General features: G+C 69.8%; 11 protein-coding genes. 3 read left to right on the top strand and 8 right to left on the bottom strand.

Annotated elements, in window-relative coordinates; genetic code table 11:
- The first annotated feature begins 77 nt into the window (after positions 1-77).
- Both tkt and CMC5_RS24670 read left to right on the top strand, forming a co-directional pair.
- Complete coding sequence (gene tkt / locus CMC5_RS24675; RefSeq protein WP_063796341.1) at positions 78-2,228, top strand: transketolase; 2,151 nt, start codon at positions 78-80, stop codon at positions 2,226-2,228.
- Positions 2,229-2,703: 475 nt separating this feature from the next.
- A complete protein-coding gene (locus CMC5_RS24670) occupies positions 2,704-4,479 on the top strand; it encodes a sigma 54-interacting transcriptional regulator (RefSeq protein WP_245677727.1) in 1,776 nt (591 codons plus the stop codon).
- A 1,118-nt stretch (positions 4,480-5,597) separates the two neighbouring features.
- Here CMC5_RS24670 and CMC5_RS24665 read toward each other — a convergent pair.
- A complete protein-coding gene (locus tag CMC5_RS24665) occupies positions 5,598-7,109 on the bottom strand; it encodes a phytoene desaturase family protein (protein ID WP_050432731.1) in 1,512 nt (503 codons plus the stop codon).
- Positions 7,110-7,313: 204 nt separating this feature from the next.
- On the opposite strand from CMC5_RS24665, the gene proS reads away from it, so the two are divergent.
- On the top strand, positions 7,314-8,882 hold the full coding sequence (gene proS / locus CMC5_RS24660) for a proline--tRNA ligase (protein WP_050432730.1): 1,569 nt from the start codon (positions 7,314-7,316) through the stop codon (positions 8,880-8,882).
- Positions 8,883-8,953: 71 nt separating this feature from the next.
- Here the strand turns inward: proS and CMC5_RS24655 are convergent, their stop codons facing one another.
- From CMC5_RS24655 to CMC5_RS24625, 7 genes are all read right to left on the bottom strand, one after another.
- Complete coding sequence (locus CMC5_RS24655) at positions 8,954-9,985, bottom strand: alpha/beta hydrolase (RefSeq protein ID WP_050432729.1); 1,032 nt, start codon at positions 9,983-9,985, stop codon at positions 8,954-8,956.
- Positions 9,952-11,529, bottom strand: coding sequence for a serine/threonine protein kinase (locus tag CMC5_RS24650; RefSeq protein WP_050432728.1), 1,578 nt, complete (start codon positions 11,527-11,529; stop codon positions 9,952-9,954). The genes CMC5_RS24655 and CMC5_RS24650 overlap by 34 nt, the downstream gene beginning before the upstream one ends.
- A 204-nt stretch (positions 11,530-11,733) precedes the next feature.
- Positions 11,734-12,363 (bottom strand): hypothetical protein, encoded by a 630-nt coding sequence (locus CMC5_RS24645; RefSeq protein ID WP_245677726.1) that lies wholly within the window; start codon positions 12,361-12,363, stop codon positions 11,734-11,736.
- Positions 12,364-12,450: 87 nt separating this feature from the next.
- Positions 12,451-13,341 carry a PfkB family carbohydrate kinase gene (locus CMC5_RS24640; RefSeq protein ID WP_245677725.1) on the bottom strand — a complete coding sequence of 297 codons (891 nt, stop codon included), beginning with the start codon at positions 13,339-13,341 and terminating at the stop codon, positions 12,451-12,453.
- Positions 13,342-13,418: 77 nt separating this feature from the next.
- Positions 13,419-14,285 carry an S-methyl-5'-thioadenosine phosphorylase gene (gene mtnP, locus CMC5_RS24635; protein ID WP_050432726.1) on the bottom strand — a complete coding sequence of 289 codons (867 nt, stop codon included), beginning with the start codon at positions 14,283-14,285 and terminating at the stop codon, positions 13,419-13,421.
- The gene (gmk, locus tag CMC5_RS24630) at positions 14,282-14,920 is read right to left on the bottom strand and encodes a guanylate kinase (RefSeq protein ID WP_050432725.1); all 639 of its coding nucleotides are present in this window, start codon (positions 14,918-14,920) and stop codon (positions 14,282-14,284) included. The genes mtnP and gmk overlap by 4 nt, the downstream gene beginning before the upstream one ends.
- A gap of 58 nt (positions 14,921-14,978) precedes the next feature.
- A complete protein-coding gene (locus tag CMC5_RS24625) occupies positions 14,979-15,848 on the bottom strand; it encodes a YicC/YloC family endoribonuclease (protein WP_245678585.1) in 870 nt (289 codons plus the stop codon).
- Positions 15,849-15,867: the final 19 nt, after the last annotated feature.

The following is a 15,867-nucleotide window of genomic DNA, read 5'->3' as shown; positions in this document are numbered from 1 at the left end:
CATCTCGTCCGAACATCGCCTAGTTCACTCCGCGCGCTGCCTGCGAGGCGCGGCGCAGCCCAGGAGAACCCCCCGCTATGAACAAGCAGGCCAACCATTCCCCCGAGCTCGTCGAGAAGGCCGTCCACACGATCCAGATGCTCGCCGTCGATGGGGTCGAGAAGGCGAAGTCGGGTCACCCGGGGACGCCGATGGCCCTCGCCGGGATCGCGTTCGAGATCTTCACGCGCCACCTGCGGTACGACCCGCTGGACCCGGCGTGGCCGGACCGGGATCGCTTCATCCTGTCCTGTGGTCACGCGAGCATGCTGCTCTACTCGATGCTCCACCTCGCCGGGTACGACCTGCCGATGGAGCAGCTCAAGCAGTTCCGTCAGTTCGGGAGCAGGACGCCAGGGCACCCGGAGTCGCACCTGACGCCGGGCGTGGAGACGACGACGGGGCCGCTCGGGCAAGGGATCGCGGCGGCGGTGGGCATCGCGTCGAGCATCCGGATGCTGGGGGCGCGGTTCAACCAGGTGGCGCCGGTGTCGACGGCGCGGGTGTTCGGGATCGCGTCGGATGGCGACCTGATGGAAGGGGTGAGCGCGGAGGCGGCGAGCCTCGCGGGGCACCTGAAGCTCGACAACCTGATCTTCTTCTACGACGACAACAAGATCACCATCGACGGCAAGACGGACCTCGCGTTCTCGGAGGACGTGGGCCGGCGCTACGAGGCGTACGGCTGGCACGTGCAGCGGATCGATGGGCACAACCAGGAGCAGATCCGCGAGGCGCTCGACGAGGCGGTGACGCTGGAGGGGCGGCCGAAGCTGATCATCGCGCGGACGCACATCGGCATCGGGTCGCCGAACAAGCAGGACACGGCGAAGGCGCACGGGGAGCCGCTCGGTGAGGAGGAGGTCAAGCTGACGAAGCAGGCCATCGGGTGGCCGCTCGAGCCGACGTTCCTCGTGCCGGACGAGGTGCGGGCGATCTTCAAGCAGCGCGCGGAGCAGGGGAAGCTCGCGCACGACGCCTGGAAGAAGGAGGTCGACAAGCTGCAGAAGGCGGGCGGCGAGAAGGCAGCGCTGTACGAGCGGCTGATGAAGCGCGCGGTGCCCGAGAACCTGCTCGAGGAGCTGGTGAAGGTGGCGCCGGCGAAGGATGCGGCGACGCGCGCGCACTCGGGCGTGATCGAGCAGCGGGTGGCGGCGCTGGTGCCGTCGCTGGTGGGTGGCTCGGCGGATCTGAACCCGTCGACGAAGACGTACATCGAGGACTCGCCGGCCGTGGTGGCCGGGAAGTTCGGCGGGCGGAACATCCACTTCGGGATCCGCGAGCACGCGATGGGCGCGTTCGTGAACGGGGTGGCGTCGTCGGATGGGTTCATCCCGTTCGGGTCGACGTTCCTGATCTTCAGCGACTACATGCGGGCGTCGATCCGGATCGCGGCGCTGACGCACCTGCAGTCGCTGTTCGTGTTCACGCACGACAGCATCTACCTCGGCGAGGACGGGCCGACGCATCAGCCAGTGGAGCAGCTGTGGGCGCTGCGGCTGATCCCGAACCTGGACGTGGTGCGGCCGTGTGACGCGCTGGAGTGCGCGGGGGCGTGGGCGCACGCGCTCGGGCGGAAGGACGGGCCGACGGCGTTCGCGCTGACGCGGCAGAAGGTGGCGAACATCCCGCGCGAGGAGGGCTTCGATCCGAAGGTGATGCTGCGCGGTGCGTACACCCTCGCGGACGCGAAGGAGCCCACGCTGGTGATCGTGGCGACCGGCAGCGAGGTCGAGGTCGCGGTGGCGGCGAAGAAGATCCTCGATGCCGATGGGCAGCGGGTGCGCGTGGTCTCGGCGCTGTGCTGGGAGCAGTTCCGGCGCGAGGACGAGAGCTACCGCGACGAGGTGCTGCCGAAGGGCGTGCAGCGGGTGGTGCTCGAGGTGGGGGTGACCTACCCGTGGCTCGCGGTGGTCGGCGAGCAGGGGCTGGTGATCGGGCACGACGACTTCGGGTCGTCGGCGCCGGACAAGGTGCTGCAGAAGGAGTTCGGGTTCACGCCCGAGGCCGTGGCAGAGCGGATCCGGAAGCACATCGCGGGCGAGCGCACGGCACCGGTGGCGAAGAAGAAGAGCGAGAGCGCGGCGGCGAAGAAGAGCGAGAGCGCGGCGCCCGCAGCGAAGAAGAGTGAGGGCGCGTCGGCGGCGAAGAAGAGCGAGGGCGCGGCGCCGAAGAAGCGCAAGAGCTGAGGTCGTGAGGTCCGGGGGGGGCAGCGGCAGGCGGGCAGGCCTCGGCCGCAGGAAGACGAGGGTCCTGGTCACGGTCGATTGTGACCAGGGCGACGGTCGGACGGGGGGCTGAGACAGGGAGGCGGCCCGTGGCCGAGTGGACTCGTGGAGGATGCGGTGGGGCGTGGCGTCACGCGGCCGGTCGTCGAGGCGATGAGGCCAGCGCGCGGCGAGGTGGCCGGCGGTCGATGGGGCGGGGGCCAGGTGGGTCGCGAGGGGCCAGGCTGGGCGAGTTTGTCGCGGGAAACGACGGCCGGGCGTGGTGGTCCTGCGGCGCGTCTTGCGCCAGGGTGGTCAGGCGGCATATCGTCGCGAAAGGGCAGGAAAGATCTGGCGGTCGCGCGGTCCCGGACGAGGGGGCTTCGACGACATGCCGATGGGCGGTGCAGGCGGTGGAGCGAGGCGCGGGGGTTCGAGCCGGCATGAAGGGAGACCGATGAGTCAAGCGCGCTCGACCGGCCACCCGGGCAGCCAGCCTCCGGGCGAGGGAGAGGTTGCTGGTGGGTTGGCGCCAACTGCTGTTGGCGACTTCGAGGCAGACCGTGTCGCGATGGAGGAAGCCCGTCGGGCGGCCATGGCCCCCACGGAGCCACCACCTCCCGTGCGGATGGACCCGCCGCCTCTGCGAATCGACTCCCCCCTCCCGGCGAGGATGGAGCTGCCTCCGCTGACGGGGACGGCGACGGAGACCGATCCGATCGCGATGGCGCAGATCCGGGACGCCGTGCTCAGCGCGCGGCCCCCCCAGGCGCACGTGATGCTGGTGGTGTACCACCGGCAGGGTTCGGAGACGGTGCGCCTGCAAGAGGGGACCGGGGTCGTGGTGGGCCGCGATCCGTCCGCCGATCTGGTGATCCCCGAGCGCAGCCTGTCACGCCGCCACGCGCGCTTCACGCTGGAGCGCAGCGATGTGCTGGTGGAAGACCTCGGGTCGACGAACGGGACGTTCCTCGGCGGTCAGCAGATCAAGCGCGGGGTGCTGAAGCCCGGCGAAGAGGTGATGCTCGGCGAGATCACGGCGTCGCTTCGGGTGCTCGCGACGACGGAGACGCCGGTGCTGAACCTGGAGGCGCTCGATGCGCTGCGGGGCGCGGTGGACGGTGGTCGCCGCGACGAAGAAGGCGAGCCGCGTTCGAGCACGCTGACGCCGATCGCGAACCCGCCGCCCGACGACGCGGGGATCGTGATGCGGAGCGCGGTGATGCGTCCGATCATGGAGACGGCGATGCGGCTGGCGCGTTCGAGCGCGCCGGTGCTGATCCAGGGCGAGACGGGCTCCGGGAAGGACATGCTGGCGCGGCTGATCCACGAGGCCGGGCCGAGGCACAAGAAGCCGCTGGTGTGCGTGACGTGCAGCGGTGTGCCGGCGCAGCTCCTGGTGAACATCCTGTTCGGTCACGAGGCCGATGTGCTGCCCGGCGCGACGCAGGTGCAGGAGGGGGTGTTCGAGTCGGCAAACGGTGGGACGGTGCTGCTCGACGAGGTGTCGGATCTGCCAGCCGCTGCGCAGGCGGGGTTGCTGCACTTCCTGGAGACGCGGCGGGTGGCGCGGCAGGGGTCGAGCCACGAGATCGAGGTCGACGTGCGGGTGCTGGCGACCACGCACCGGGATCTGGAAGCGATGTGCGAGGCCGGGACGTTCCGAGCCGATCTGTACTACCGGCTGAACGTGGTGCCGCTGCGTGTGCCGCCGCTGTGCGAGCGGCGTGAGGACATTGCGCCCCTGGCGATGCGCTTCCTGCAACACGCTGCGCGCGCGAACCGGCGGAGCGTCGCGACGATCGAGCCCGAGGCGATGGAGCTTCTGGAAGCCTATCCGTGGCCGGGCAACGTGCGCGAGCTGCGGAACGTGATCGAGCGGGCGGTGCTGATCACGCAGGGGGATGTGATCTCTCCGCTGGATCTGCCGGATCCGGTGCGGAACGGGACGAGCATCCGGCGCACGCCACGTCCAGGGCCGGATCGTTCGGCGACGGAGCCGCTGTTGCCGACGCCTCCGCCGATGATCGGGCTGAAGGCGCAGATGGATCGTCTGGAAGCCGAGCTGATCCTGGACGCGCTGCGGGCGACGAACGGGAATCTGGCGATGGCGGCGCGGCGTCTGCGGATGCCGCTGCGGACGCTGCAGGAGAAGATGACGGTGCACGGGCTGCGGCGGGCGGATTACCGGGGGGGTGAATCGCCGCCTTCTCGGTCGGGTTCCGGGAAGTAGCAGCGGCCTCCTCGCGGCGTCGAGGCGATGGGTGGCGAGGCGTTCCGGGTCTGCGAGGCCTGGGTCCTCCCGCCGATTCGCCCCTGGTGGGAGGCTCGACTTGGCGGGGAGGTCGAGGCGAGGTGGGGAGGGGGTGGTGACCTGGAGGCCGGGGCTCAGAGTCGGCGGGGCCCCCCCAGGCCTCGCAGACCCGGAACGCCTCGCCACCCATCGCTGGCTGCCACGAGGAGGGCTTTGGAGGTGTGGGGGGGCTGTCGTGGGTTGCGCGGGTTGCCGTTGCTCGCAACCGTAGACGGATTCGCTCTGGATTGCGGACGCCCGTGGATCCCTGATCGCGGGAGGGACGTAGATAATGCGGCGGTCAGGTTCGCAGGGGTGCGGCGGAGTGTCTCCGAGACCGTCGCGGGAGGCGTGCTCAGACTGGTGGCGGCGGGCGTAGTACTCAACGGTCGGCGCCATTGCTCCAGGGATGAGTGATGTCCAGGAGAGGGCCGCGTCCCGTGGGATGAGCGCTGTCCAGGAACTGCATCCTCATCTCGTCGTGCTGTCGGTACTTCCGCGGTCTGCACGACTCGCCGTGATGTCGGCACTTTCGCGGTCTGCATGATGTGGTCACCTCCGCGGCCTGCATGATGTGGCCATCGGGACGCGGCCTGCATTCTGCTCGAACGCCGTCGTCGCTCACGTTGCACCGCTCATGCAGGTGAAGGCCTCTTCTCTACCGAACGCCTTCGTGGCTCATGGAGTGCTGGTCGACGGTGAGCCAGGGGGGAAGCCGATGCCCACCCCCTTCAAGCGGAGGCCTTCTCACGCACGGAGAGCACGCCTCGGGCGCAGGCACGGGCGTCGGCGTCGTGGGGGGCCCCGTGCGACGGAGCGCCGGCCTTCAGGTCGAGCTTCACCTCAGTGTCTTGGCGCTACGCCGCCCGTGACGTCGAGGTTGCTACGACGGCGCGACTCGCACGGGAGGACCCACGACGCCGACGCCCGTGCCTGCGCCCGAGGCGGCGTGGGACGGCGTAGAGGATGCCGTAGCAGCCGCATGGGAGGACCCACGACGCCCACGCCCGTGCCTTCGCCCGAGGCGGCGTGGGACGGCGTAGAGGATGCCGTAGCGATCAGGTCTCGTCTTCGAGGGCGGCGAGCGCTGCGTTGCGGCCGCTGGCGCCGTGAACGCCAGCACCGGGGTGCGTGTAGGAAGAGCCGAGGTAGAGGCCGCGCACGGGGGTCCGGTAGCGGAACCAGGGGAACACCGGGCGGAAGATGAGCTGGTGCCGGATGTCGGCAGAGCCGCCACCGAGATCGCCGCCGATGAGGTTCGCGTTCATGGCCTGGAGGTCGGGTGGGGACGCGATGGCGCGGGCGAGGATGTGCTTGCGGAAGCCGGGGGCGAGCTGCTCGATGCGCTGCTCGACACGATCGGCGAAGCGTTCGCGGGCGGCTTGCCAGCCGCCTTCGAGGGAGGAAGGGACGCGGGAGTAGGCGTAGAGGGTGTGGCGGCCGGCGGGGGCGCGGGTGGGGTCGAGGAGGGATTGCTGGCCGATGACCAGGTAGGGGTTCTTCGGGAGGGTGCCGGCGCGGACCTGGCGGGTGAACATGGACAGGTCGTCGAGGCTGTCGGCGGCGTGGACGACGGCGGCGCGGGCGGGCTCGGGGTGGGACCAGGGGACGGGGGCGTCGAGGGCCCAGTCGACCTTGAAGGTGCCGAAGCCGTGGGGGAAGCGGCGCATGGCGCGGCGGATGCGGGCGGGGACGTGGGGCTCGGGGAGGAGGTCGAGGTAGAGGGAGGGGGCGGCGAGGTCGGCGATGATGAAGCGGGCGGCGGGGATCTCTTCGCCGTTGGTGAGACGGACGGCGGCGGCGCGGTGCTGGCGGACGAGGATCTGGTCGACGCGGGCGTTCACGCGGATGGAGCCGCCGTGTTCCTCGATGCGGTGGACGAGGGCGCGGGTGATGGCGTCGGCGCCGCCTTCGGGGACGGGGAAGCCGGCGCTGGAGGCGAGGACGGCGAGCATGAAGCCGACGATGGCGCCGCAGGGGTCGTCGGGGCCGACGTCGGTGTGGAGGGCGAGGCCCGGGATGATGCGGCGGGCGGCTTCGGAGCGGAAGGTGCGGCTGGAGAAGCCGCGGCCGCTGGAGAGGGCGACCTCGGCGAGGCGGAGGAGGTTGAGCGGGCCGAAGCGGAGGAGGGGGCGAAGCGCCGGGAGGGTGGAGAGGAGGGCGTCGAGCATGCGCTCGCGGGTCCGGGCGTGCCAGGTGGCGATGCGCTGCCAGGGCTCGGCGTCTTCGCCGAGGGAGAGGGCGGTGGCGTGGTGGTCGCGGGCGATGCTGGCGCAGGTGCCGTCAGGGGCAGGGTGCGCGCTGTCGAGGGGGGCGTGGCGCCAGACGAGGCCTGCGCCGGCGAGGTCGAGGGGGACGAAGGCGGGGCTGACCTGGCCGAAGGGGAAGAAGGCGGCGCCGAGGTCGTGGCGGAAGCCGGGGAGGGTGAGTTCGCCGGTGCGGACGGCGCCGCCAGGTTCGGATTCGGCCTCGAGGACGAGGACGGAGAGGCCTGCGCGGGCGAGGGTCGCGGCGGCGACGAGGCCGTTGGGGCCTGCGCCGAGGACGAGGGCGTCAGGGGTGCGCGTCACGTGGCGCTCGATCGGAAGGGGTGGAGGGAGAGGGGCGTCACGGTGGCCGTGGGTTAGCACGGGCGTGGGAGGGCCGCGAAAGCCCCGCGACAAGGGAAGGGGAAAGGGCGGGGTTCGTCGGGGCGGGCGCTCGACAGGGCGCGGGGGGCCTGATAGGTCGGGCGTGCATCAGGCAGTCTGCAGCAGGCAGAAGGAGACAGAGCCGTGGCGAAGAACGAAGCCCAGAAGGGACCCGCAAAGACCGCGATCACACCGACCCGGGCGGAGGATTACCCCGAGTGGTACCAGCAGGTCGTGCGCGCCGCCGACATGGCCGAGAACTCGCCGGTGCGGGGCTGCATGGTGATCAAGCCGTGGGGGTACGCGATCTGGGAGAACATCCAGCGCGACCTGGACCAGCGGTTCAAGGATACGGGGCACAAGAACGCGTACTTCCCGCTGTTCATCCCGAAGAGCTTCCTGGAGAAGGAGGCGGAGCACGTGGAGGGGTTCGCCAAGGAGTGCGCGGTGGTGACGCACCACCGGCTGGTGGCAGGGCCGAAGGGGGGGCTCGTGCCGGATCCGGAGGCGAAGCTGGATGAGCCGCTGATCGTGCGGCCGACGTCGGAGACGATCATCGGGGCGGCGTTCGCGCAGTGGGTGCAGAGCTACCGGGATCTGCCGTTGCTCATCAACCAGTGGGCGAACGTGGTGCGCTGGGAGCTGCGGACGCGGCTGTTCCTGCGGACGGCGGAGTTCCTGTGGCAGGAGGGGCACACGGCGCACGCGACGGAGGCGGAGGCGCGCGAGGAGACGATGAAGATGCTGGGCGTCTATGCGTCGTTCGCGCGGGATTCGATGGCGATGCCGGTGTTCGAGGGGAAGAAGACGGACAGCGAGCGGTTCCCGGGGGCGGTGGACACGTTCTGCATCGAGGCGATGATGCAGGATCGGAAGGCGCTGCAGGCCGGGACGTCGCACTTCCTGGGGCAGAATTTCGCGAAGGCGAGCGGGATCCGGTTCCAGACGAAGACGGAGACGGAGGAGTTCGCGTGGACGACGTCGTGGGGGGTGTCGACGCGGCTGGTGGGGGCGATGATCATGACCCACGCGGACGATGATGGGCTGGTGCTGCCGCCGATGCTGGCGCCGACGCACGTGATCCTGCTGCCGGTGTACCGGGGCGACGAGACGCGGGCGCAGGTGGACGAGTACATCGACGCGCTGGCGAAGGAGCTGCGGGCGCAGCGGCTGGGGGATCGGCGGGTCGAGGTGGAGGTGGATCGGCGGGACATCCGCGGGGGAGACAAGCAGTGGGAGTGGGTGAAGAAGGGGGCGCCGCTGCGGGTGGAGATCGGGCCGCGGGACGTGGAAGGTGGGGTGGTGATGGTGGCGCGGCGTGACCGGCCGGTGAAGGAGAAGACGAGCATGCCGCGGGGGGAGTTCGTCGGCCGGGTGGTGGCGATCCTGGAGGAGATGCAGGCGGGGCTGCTGGCGCGCGCGACGGCGTTCCGGGACGAGCACACGCGGGTGGTGAACAGCCGGGAGGAGTTCGATGCGTTCTTCAAGGCGAAGGGCGAGAAGGAGATCCACGGTGGGTTCGCGCTGGGGCACTGGGCGGGGGACGCCAGGACCGAGCAGGAGCTGAAGGATCGGTACAAGGTGACGGTGCGCTGTATCCCGAGCGGTGGGTACGACGGTGCGCCGTGGGCCGAGGCGCTGACGGGGGAGGGGACCTGCCTGTTCACGGGGCAGCCGAGCCCGCAGCGGGTGGTGTTCGCGAAGTCGTACTGAGCGTCGTGACGGGGGCGGCAGGAGGCGTCGTCGACGAGGTCTCCCGCCGCTCCGTGCGCGTGCTCGCCGTGTCAGCTGCCTTGAGCGAACGCGGGGAGGATGTGCTCGGTGAGGATGGTGGGGAGGAGGCGGAGCTGGGCGCAGTGATCTTCGCGGGTCGCGCCGGCGTAGCCGCGGAGATAGAGGCTGCCGCCGTCGTACATGCGGACGAGGCGGAGGGGATCGCCGTCGTTGGGGGTCACCAGGGAGGCGCTGGCGCCGAGCTGTCGGAGGAGGAACGTCGCCGTTTCCTCGGTGGAGGCGTAACCGACGGTGGGGACGGTGGTGTGGGTGAGGAAGAGGAGCGGGCCGCCGCGTGAGGCGGCTTCGGCGAGGGAGACGTAGGGGCCGAGCTGGCCGGGGATCAGCTCACGGTGGCCCGGGGCGTAGCCGCCGTAGAGGGAGTCGAGCAGGACGAGGGCGTCGGGTTTTCGCTCGGCGGTGAGGATCTGGGCGACGGCGCCGGAGCCGGCGCTCCAGGAGGAGACGGCGACGTGCTTCACGTGGGCTTCGGGGAGCGAGGCCGCCTCGGCGACGACGCGGTCGATGCTGCCGAGGAGGGCTTCCCACGCATAGGTGCGCATGGCGCGTGCGTAGTCGCTGGAGCGGGTGCCGGCGTCGACGACGGCGATGACGAGGCCGAGGTCGAGGGGGGCGATCTCGCGGCGCACGGGTTCGGCGCCGTGGAAGTGGATGAGGAGGTCGTAGTGGCCGCCGGCAGGGATGGCTCCGGCGGGCGGGACGAGGATCTTGCCGAAGGGGAGGGAGCGGTAGTCGCCGTAGGCGCCGAAGCCGCGGTCGGGGAAGCTGCAGCTCGGCTCCATCTCGGGATCCGGCGTGGTGATGCGCTCCGGAGTGGCGCCGCTCGGGAGAGGCGAGGGGGGGCGGAGCGTGGCGTGGAGGGGTGCCTGGGACGCCGGCGCGGTGGGGGTGGCGCCTGTGGACTGGCGGGCCGCGAGCGCGATGAGGATCACCGCGACGCTCGCGAGCAGGGCCAGGGCTTCGCGCGCCTGGCGCTGCTGGCGAGGGGTCAGAACCCGGGGTTGGTCACGCTTGGGACCCACTTGGTCGATGGCTTGACGGGTGTTGTGGTGGTGGGCGCCGCGGTGGGCTTGGTGGTGCTGGCGGTGGCCGGGCGGGGGTCGTTGCGCGGAGCGCGGGGCTCGCGCACGTCCTCGGTGGGCGTCTCGGGGAGTGCGCTGAGGTCGAGCGCGGCAGGTTCGACGCTGGGGGCGGCGGTGACCGCGGCGGCGGCCGGCTCCGCGGTGGCGGGGGGCGCGGGGTCGAGGGTGGGGGCCGCGGTGGGGGTCGAGGCCGTCGTCGTGGTCGGGGTGTTGCTGCTGAGCACGAAGCCGGCGCCGAGGAGGCCGGTCAGGGCGATGGCGGCGGCGGCGACGACCATGCCCGAGCGGCGGCGCTTGCCAGCGGGGAGTTCGACCGGGAGGGCCGTCGGCGAGGTGAGGACGGCGGAGTCCGGGAGCATCTCCAGGCCAGAGCCGCTCGGGCGGGGGGCCGGGATGCTGCGACCTACACCCGAGCGCATCTGGGTGAGCAGGAGTTCGCTCACGTTCTCGTGGACGAGGGGGCCATCCGTCAAGGCAGGCGCGGTGGCGCGCTCGTCGAGCAGGCGGATCGCGTCGCGGAGCTGGGCGCGGCGCTTCTGGCCGCGATCGCCCATGAGGGTGCGGACGAAGTTGGCGACGTCTTCGTCGGTGGTGGTGCCTTCGCGGAGCAGGCAGTCCTGAATGGCACGCTCGAGTTCGAGCATGTTCTGGAAGCGCTTGTCGGGATCCTTCTGCAGGCACGTCATGAGGACGTGCTCGAGATCGGCGGGGTAGCGCGGGTTGCGGGCGCGCGGAGGGAGCGCGGGCTGCGAGATGATCTTCGTCATCGTGGCGAGATCGGTGTCGCCGGCGAAGGGATGGATGCCGGTGGTCAGCTTGTAGAGGACGATCCCCAACGCGAAGATGTCGGTGCGCCGGTCGACGTTGCCGCCCTTGGCTTGCTCCGGCGACATGTAGGGGATTTTGCCTTTGAGCTGGCCCGCGGAGGTCTCGCCTCCGGCGCGGTTCGTGGCCTTGGCGACGCCGAAGTCCACGAGCTTCACGTGGCCGTCGTAGGTGACGAGGATGTTCTGCGGCGAGACGTCGCGGTGGACGATGCCGAGTGCCTGATCGTTCTCGTCGTGCAGCTCGTGCGCCGCGTGGAGGCCCATGCAGGCCTGCGCGGCGATGCGGAGGCAGATGCGATGGGGGATGAGGATGTCGTTCTTCTTCGAGGCGCGCGCGAGAACGGAGAGGGCTTCGCCGTCCACCCACTCCATCACGATGTAGAGGATCTCGTCTTGCTCGCCGAGATCGAGGATCTCGGCGACGTTGGGGTGATGGATGCGTGCGGCGAGGGCAGCCTCGTCGAGGAACATCCTCTCGAACATGGCGTCGTCCGAGAGGGCAGGGAGCATGGTCTTGATGGCGACCGTCTTCTGGAAGCCGCGCGAGCCTTTCTGCCGCGCAGCCCACACGGTGGCCATTCCACCCTGCGCGACAGGCAGGAGGAGCTCGTAGCGTCCCAGTTCCTTCCCTGGCGCTAGACTCTGGCTGGTGCTCATCGGGGCTTCATGAAGCAGAACCCAGAGCGGCTGCTGGTCCCCGTCGCGCTGGGCCCTTCGCGCCGGGAACGTCATGCGTCAGGACGACGGCAAGACCCAGCTTACACGGGTTGCCGTCGTCGACCAACGTCAGACGCACGATGTGGGGACGGGATGAGGAAGCGGACCCGTGCGGAGGCGACGGGTCGTGGAGGAGGTTCGAGATCAGGCGTCGGGGGGGACGGGCCCGAAGAGCTGCTGGTAGATGGTGGTGAGCTTCTGCCGGGTCTCACCCGTGAAGCCGTTCGCGGGGTACGGCCACCGGAAGCCGTCTCCGACTGCCTGGTTGCAGGAGAGCGAGATCAGCAGGTCGACCGGGACCGGGTTGTTCGGCCGCTGCATGCTGATGCCGAGGCCGGGGGAGAAGCAGTTGCCCCGATCGGCGGAGAAGCTGTCTTCGTCGCCGAAGATGTCGAGGATCTGGTCGCGCAGGTCCTTGTCGACGGAGTCGTTGGCGAGCTGCCGCGACGACCCGATGACGAAGGTGTTCTTGAAGAGGGGAGGCGGGGTGGTCACCGTGGGCGCGGCGCCCTGCGGCTGGCCAGGGATGAGGCCCGGGGGAATGAGGCCGGGGAGCGCTTGCTGGAGTCCCTGGAGGGCCTGTTGCCCCATCTGCTGGAGCTCCGGGGGAACGGTCAGGCCAGGGATGAGCTGCGGGAGGCCTCCGGTCGGAGCCGCAGGGGTGACCGCCGTCGGCGTGTACTGCCCCTGGAGCCGGAGGACGGTGATCGACGCCTCATCCATCTCGTTGAACGGCGCGGTGCGGGAAGCACAGCCGACGACGGAAGAAGCCATCAGAGCGAGCGCTGCAGTCGTCCAGAAGTTTGCCTTCATGTTCTTATAGACGAAGGCCTAGCACGGCTATGCAGCGGCTGGGAGCGTCTACATCGTGCTCGCGCCGAACTCGTACAGGGTGCGGATCTCGGTCACGCGGTGCGTGACGTCTTCCCGGGTCAAGGTGGAGATCCGTCGGGTGCCGACGGCCTCGACGCAGAAAGAGGCCGTCGCGGTCGCGTGGAGCATGGCGCGGCGGAGGGAGAGGGCCGTGACCTGCTGCTGGGTGGCCAGGTAGCCGAGGAGGCCACCCGCAAAGGAGTCACCAGCGCCCGTGGGATCGACGACGTCTTCGAGGGGGAAGCCGGGGGCGGCGAAGATGCCCTCTTCGTCGAAGAGGAGCGCGCCGTGCTCGCCGCGCTTGATGATCACCCGCTTCGGGCCTCGCTTCAGGATGTCCCGGGCTGCTCGTCGGATGTTGTAGATGCCCGAGAGCTGCCGCGCCTCCTCGTCGTTGACGACGAGGGTATCGATGCGGCGCAGCATGGACGCAAGCGTCTGGGGTTCCCCGGAAATCCAGAAGTTCATCGTGTCGGCGACGACGAACGCCGGGTTGTTGACCTGCTCGAGGACGTCGAGCTGGAGCGCCGGGTGGTTGTTGCCGAGGAGGAGGAAAGGGGTGCTCCGGAAGGAGTCGGGCAGCTTCGGGTTGAACGAGGCGAAGACGTTGAGCTGGGTGTCGAGGGTGGTCCGGTGGATGAGGTCCGTGTCGTAGCGCCCGGCCCAGCGGAAGGTCTTTCCTGCAGCACGCTCGACGCCGGTCACGTCGATGTCCCGGCCACGCATGGTGGTGAGCATCGTCTCCGGGAAGTCGTCGCCGACCACGGCGACGACCCGGACAGGGGCGAAGACCGCGGCTGCGAAGGCGGCGTACGTCGCGGAGCCGCCGATGACATCACGCTCGCTCCCGGTGGGGAGCTCGAGGTCGTCAAAGGCCATGGAGCCGATGATCAAAATAGGGGATGCGCTGGTCACGATGGCACTCCTAATGGGATTTTCGCGCGGCGGCTAGCCGTTCATCCTTGGGGGCCGAGCAGCCACTCGAGCCGCGCTCGGGCGTCGGGGGCCATGAGCTTGGGCGCCGTGATGATCGCGCGTTTCAAGGCGCTCTGGGCGGGGCTCGTCGTGACGTCGGGGAGCTTCCGGGCGAGGCGCTGGGCAACGTTGCGGGCATGGCCCACGTTGCGGTTCAAGACGTCGATGACGGCGTCGATGTTCACCGCCTCGGTGTCGGCTCTCCAGCAGTCGTAGTCGGTGACCAGGGCCAGGGTGGCGTAGGAGAGCTCGGCCTCGCGGGCGAGTTTCGCCTCGGGCATGTTGGTCATCCCGATGACGTGCGCGCCCCAGCCTCGGTAGACCATGCTCTCGGCGCGGGTCGAGAACTGGGGGCCCTCGATGCAGACGTAGGTGCCGCCTCGATGCACCGGGATGGATTCCTCGGTGGCGATGTGGTGGACGGCGTCCGCGAGGATGGGGCATACCGGATCGGCGAAGCCGACATGCGCGACGACGCCTTCGTCGAAGAAGGTCGAGACGCGGTGGCGTGTGTGGTCGATGAACTGATCGACGACGACGAGGCTGCCAGGAGCGATCTCTTCGCGCAGGGAGCCGACCGCGCTGACGCTGAGGACGTGGGTGGCGCCGAGCATCTTCAGCGCGCAGACGTTGGCCCTGTAGTTGATCGTCGAGGGGGAGAAGCGGTGGCCACGCCCGTGTCGCGGGATGAACAAGACGGTGACGTCGCCGTCGCGGACGCGGCCCCGCAGGATCGCGTCGCTCGGCAGCCCGTACGGCGTGGCGACGGACACCTCTTCGGCGTCCTCGAGCCACCCCATCTCGTACAGGCCGCTGCCGCCGATGATGGCGAGGGTGGGCCCCTTCATCGCTCGCTCCGTCGCTCGGTCAGGAGGCGCTCGCACATCCTCGCGCGGCGGCGCCGGCGACACCGTTCGGCGAAGACGACGGCGCGGAGCTGATCGTAGGCACGATCGACTTCGTCGTTGACGATCACGTAATCGAAGAACCCGTAGTGCTCGATCTCGCCGCGCGCGTTCTGGAGGCGGCGCAAGGTGGCCTGCTCGTCTTCGGTGCCACGGCCGCGCAGGCGACGTTCCAGCTCGGCCATGGTGGGCGGCAGGATGAACACGCACACGGCCTCGTCGAGCGCCGCGCGAATCTGTCGAGCGCCCTGGTAGTCGATGTCGAACAGGATCCCCCGCGCCGTCGTCCGGGCGAGTTCGATCTCTTTCAGGCTGGTTCCGTAAAGGTGGCCGTGGACCCGAGCCCACTCGGCGAAGGCGTTGCCGCGGACCATCTGCTCGAAGGTGGGGGTGTCGACGAAATGGTACTCGCGGCCGTCGACCTCATTCGGCCTGGGCTTGCGCGTCGTGTGCGACACCGAGAAGCGCAGCTCGGGGAACTCGCTCCTGAGCCGGCTGCAGAGCGTCGTCTTTCCGGCGCCGGAGGGGGACGAGACGATCAGGAGAAGAAAATCGTCGTCTGCAGCTTCGCTCGACATGCGCTCCTCGTTCCCATCTTCGCGGCGCGTTCTGGAGCACGCCGCGCTTCACGGACACTCACTCTACGTTCTGTGCCTGTTCGCGCAGGCGCTCCAGCTCGACCTTCATCGCCACGGCGTGCTGGGAGATGAGGGCGTCCTGGGCCTTGGCGCTCAGGGTATTCGCCTCGCGTAGCATCTCCTGCAGGAGGAAGTCGAGCTTCCTCCCACAGGGCTCGTTCGCGCTCGCGAGCAGGACTCCTTCGAACTGCTCGAGGTGGCTCTTGAGCCGAACGATCTCCTCGGTGATGTCGGTGCGTTCGGCGAGGAGGGCCACTTCCGCCTCCAGGCGGAGAGGATCGAACTCGACGTCGGTGCCTTCGAGGAGCTTCTCCAGGCGCTCGCGCATGCGCTGGTGGAGGGCGCGGTGCGCGGTCGTGGCTCTCTCGACGATCTGCTCTGTGGACTCTCGTACCGCCGTGACGCGGTTGCGCATGTCTGCCGCGATGGTCTCGCCTTCGCGGCGACACATGGCGTCCATGTCCCGGATTGCGCGGTCGATGGCGAGCCGCGTGGACTCGCGCGAGACCTCCATCTGGGGCGCGTGGGTCGGGGAGAACAGCTCGGGGACCGCGGTGAGCAGGGAGAGAGGGACCTCGGCGCCGGGCGAGAGTTCGTCGCGCAGCTCGGCGAGGGCTCGGTAGGCGGCTCGGGCGCGGTCTTTGTCGAGGACGCCGGCCTCGAAGGCCACGCCTTCCAGGCGGAGGTGCAGCTCCACCCGCCCCCTGCGGAGGCGCTCGCGCACGATCTGCTCTGAGAACAGCGTCAGGTCGGCGAGCTCGCGCGGCAGCTTGATCCGGACGTCGAGGAACCGCTGGTTGACGGTCCGGATCTCGGCGACGACGCGCCCGTTCCCGAGCGGTGCTTCTGCCAGCCCGAAGCCGGTCATGCTCCGCACGACCGTTCCC

It is taken from the genome of Chondromyces crocatus (assembly GCF_001189295.1).
In the GTDB taxonomy this organism is placed as follows: domain Bacteria; phylum Myxococcota_A; class Polyangia; order Polyangiales; family Polyangiaceae; genus Chondromyces; species Chondromyces crocatus.
This window is presented reverse-complemented; position numbering and strand designations above follow the sequence as displayed.

Coding starts and splice junctions, on each gene's coding strand:
- mtnP (WP_050432726.1), bottom strand. CDS start 14,285: ATGAAGGGGCCCACCCTCGCCATCATCGGCGGCAGCGGCCTGTACGAG.
- gmk (WP_050432725.1), bottom strand. CDS start 14,920: ATGTCGAGCGAAGCTGCAGACGACGATTTTCTTCTCCTGATCGTCTCG.
- CMC5_RS24645 (WP_245677726.1), bottom strand. CDS start 12,363: ATGGCTTCTTCCGTCGTCGGCTGTGCTTCCCGCACCGCGCCGTTCAAC.
- CMC5_RS24640 (WP_245677725.1), bottom strand. CDS start 13,341: ATGGCCTTTGACGACCTCGAGCTCCCCACCGGGAGCGAGCGTGATGTC.
- CMC5_RS24625 (WP_245678585.1), bottom strand. CDS start 15,848: ATGACCGGCTTCGGGCTGGCAGAAGCACCGCTCGGGAACGGGCGCGTC.
- CMC5_RS24650 (WP_050432728.1), bottom strand. CDS start 11,529: ATGAGCACCAGCCAGAGTCTAGCGCCAGGGAAGGAACTGGGACGCTAC.
- tkt (WP_063796341.1), top strand. CDS start 78: ATGAACAAGCAGGCCAACCATTCCCCCGAGCTCGTCGAGAAGGCCGTC.
- CMC5_RS24670 (WP_245677727.1), top strand. CDS start 2,704: ATGAGTCAAGCGCGCTCGACCGGCCACCCGGGCAGCCAGCCTCCGGGC.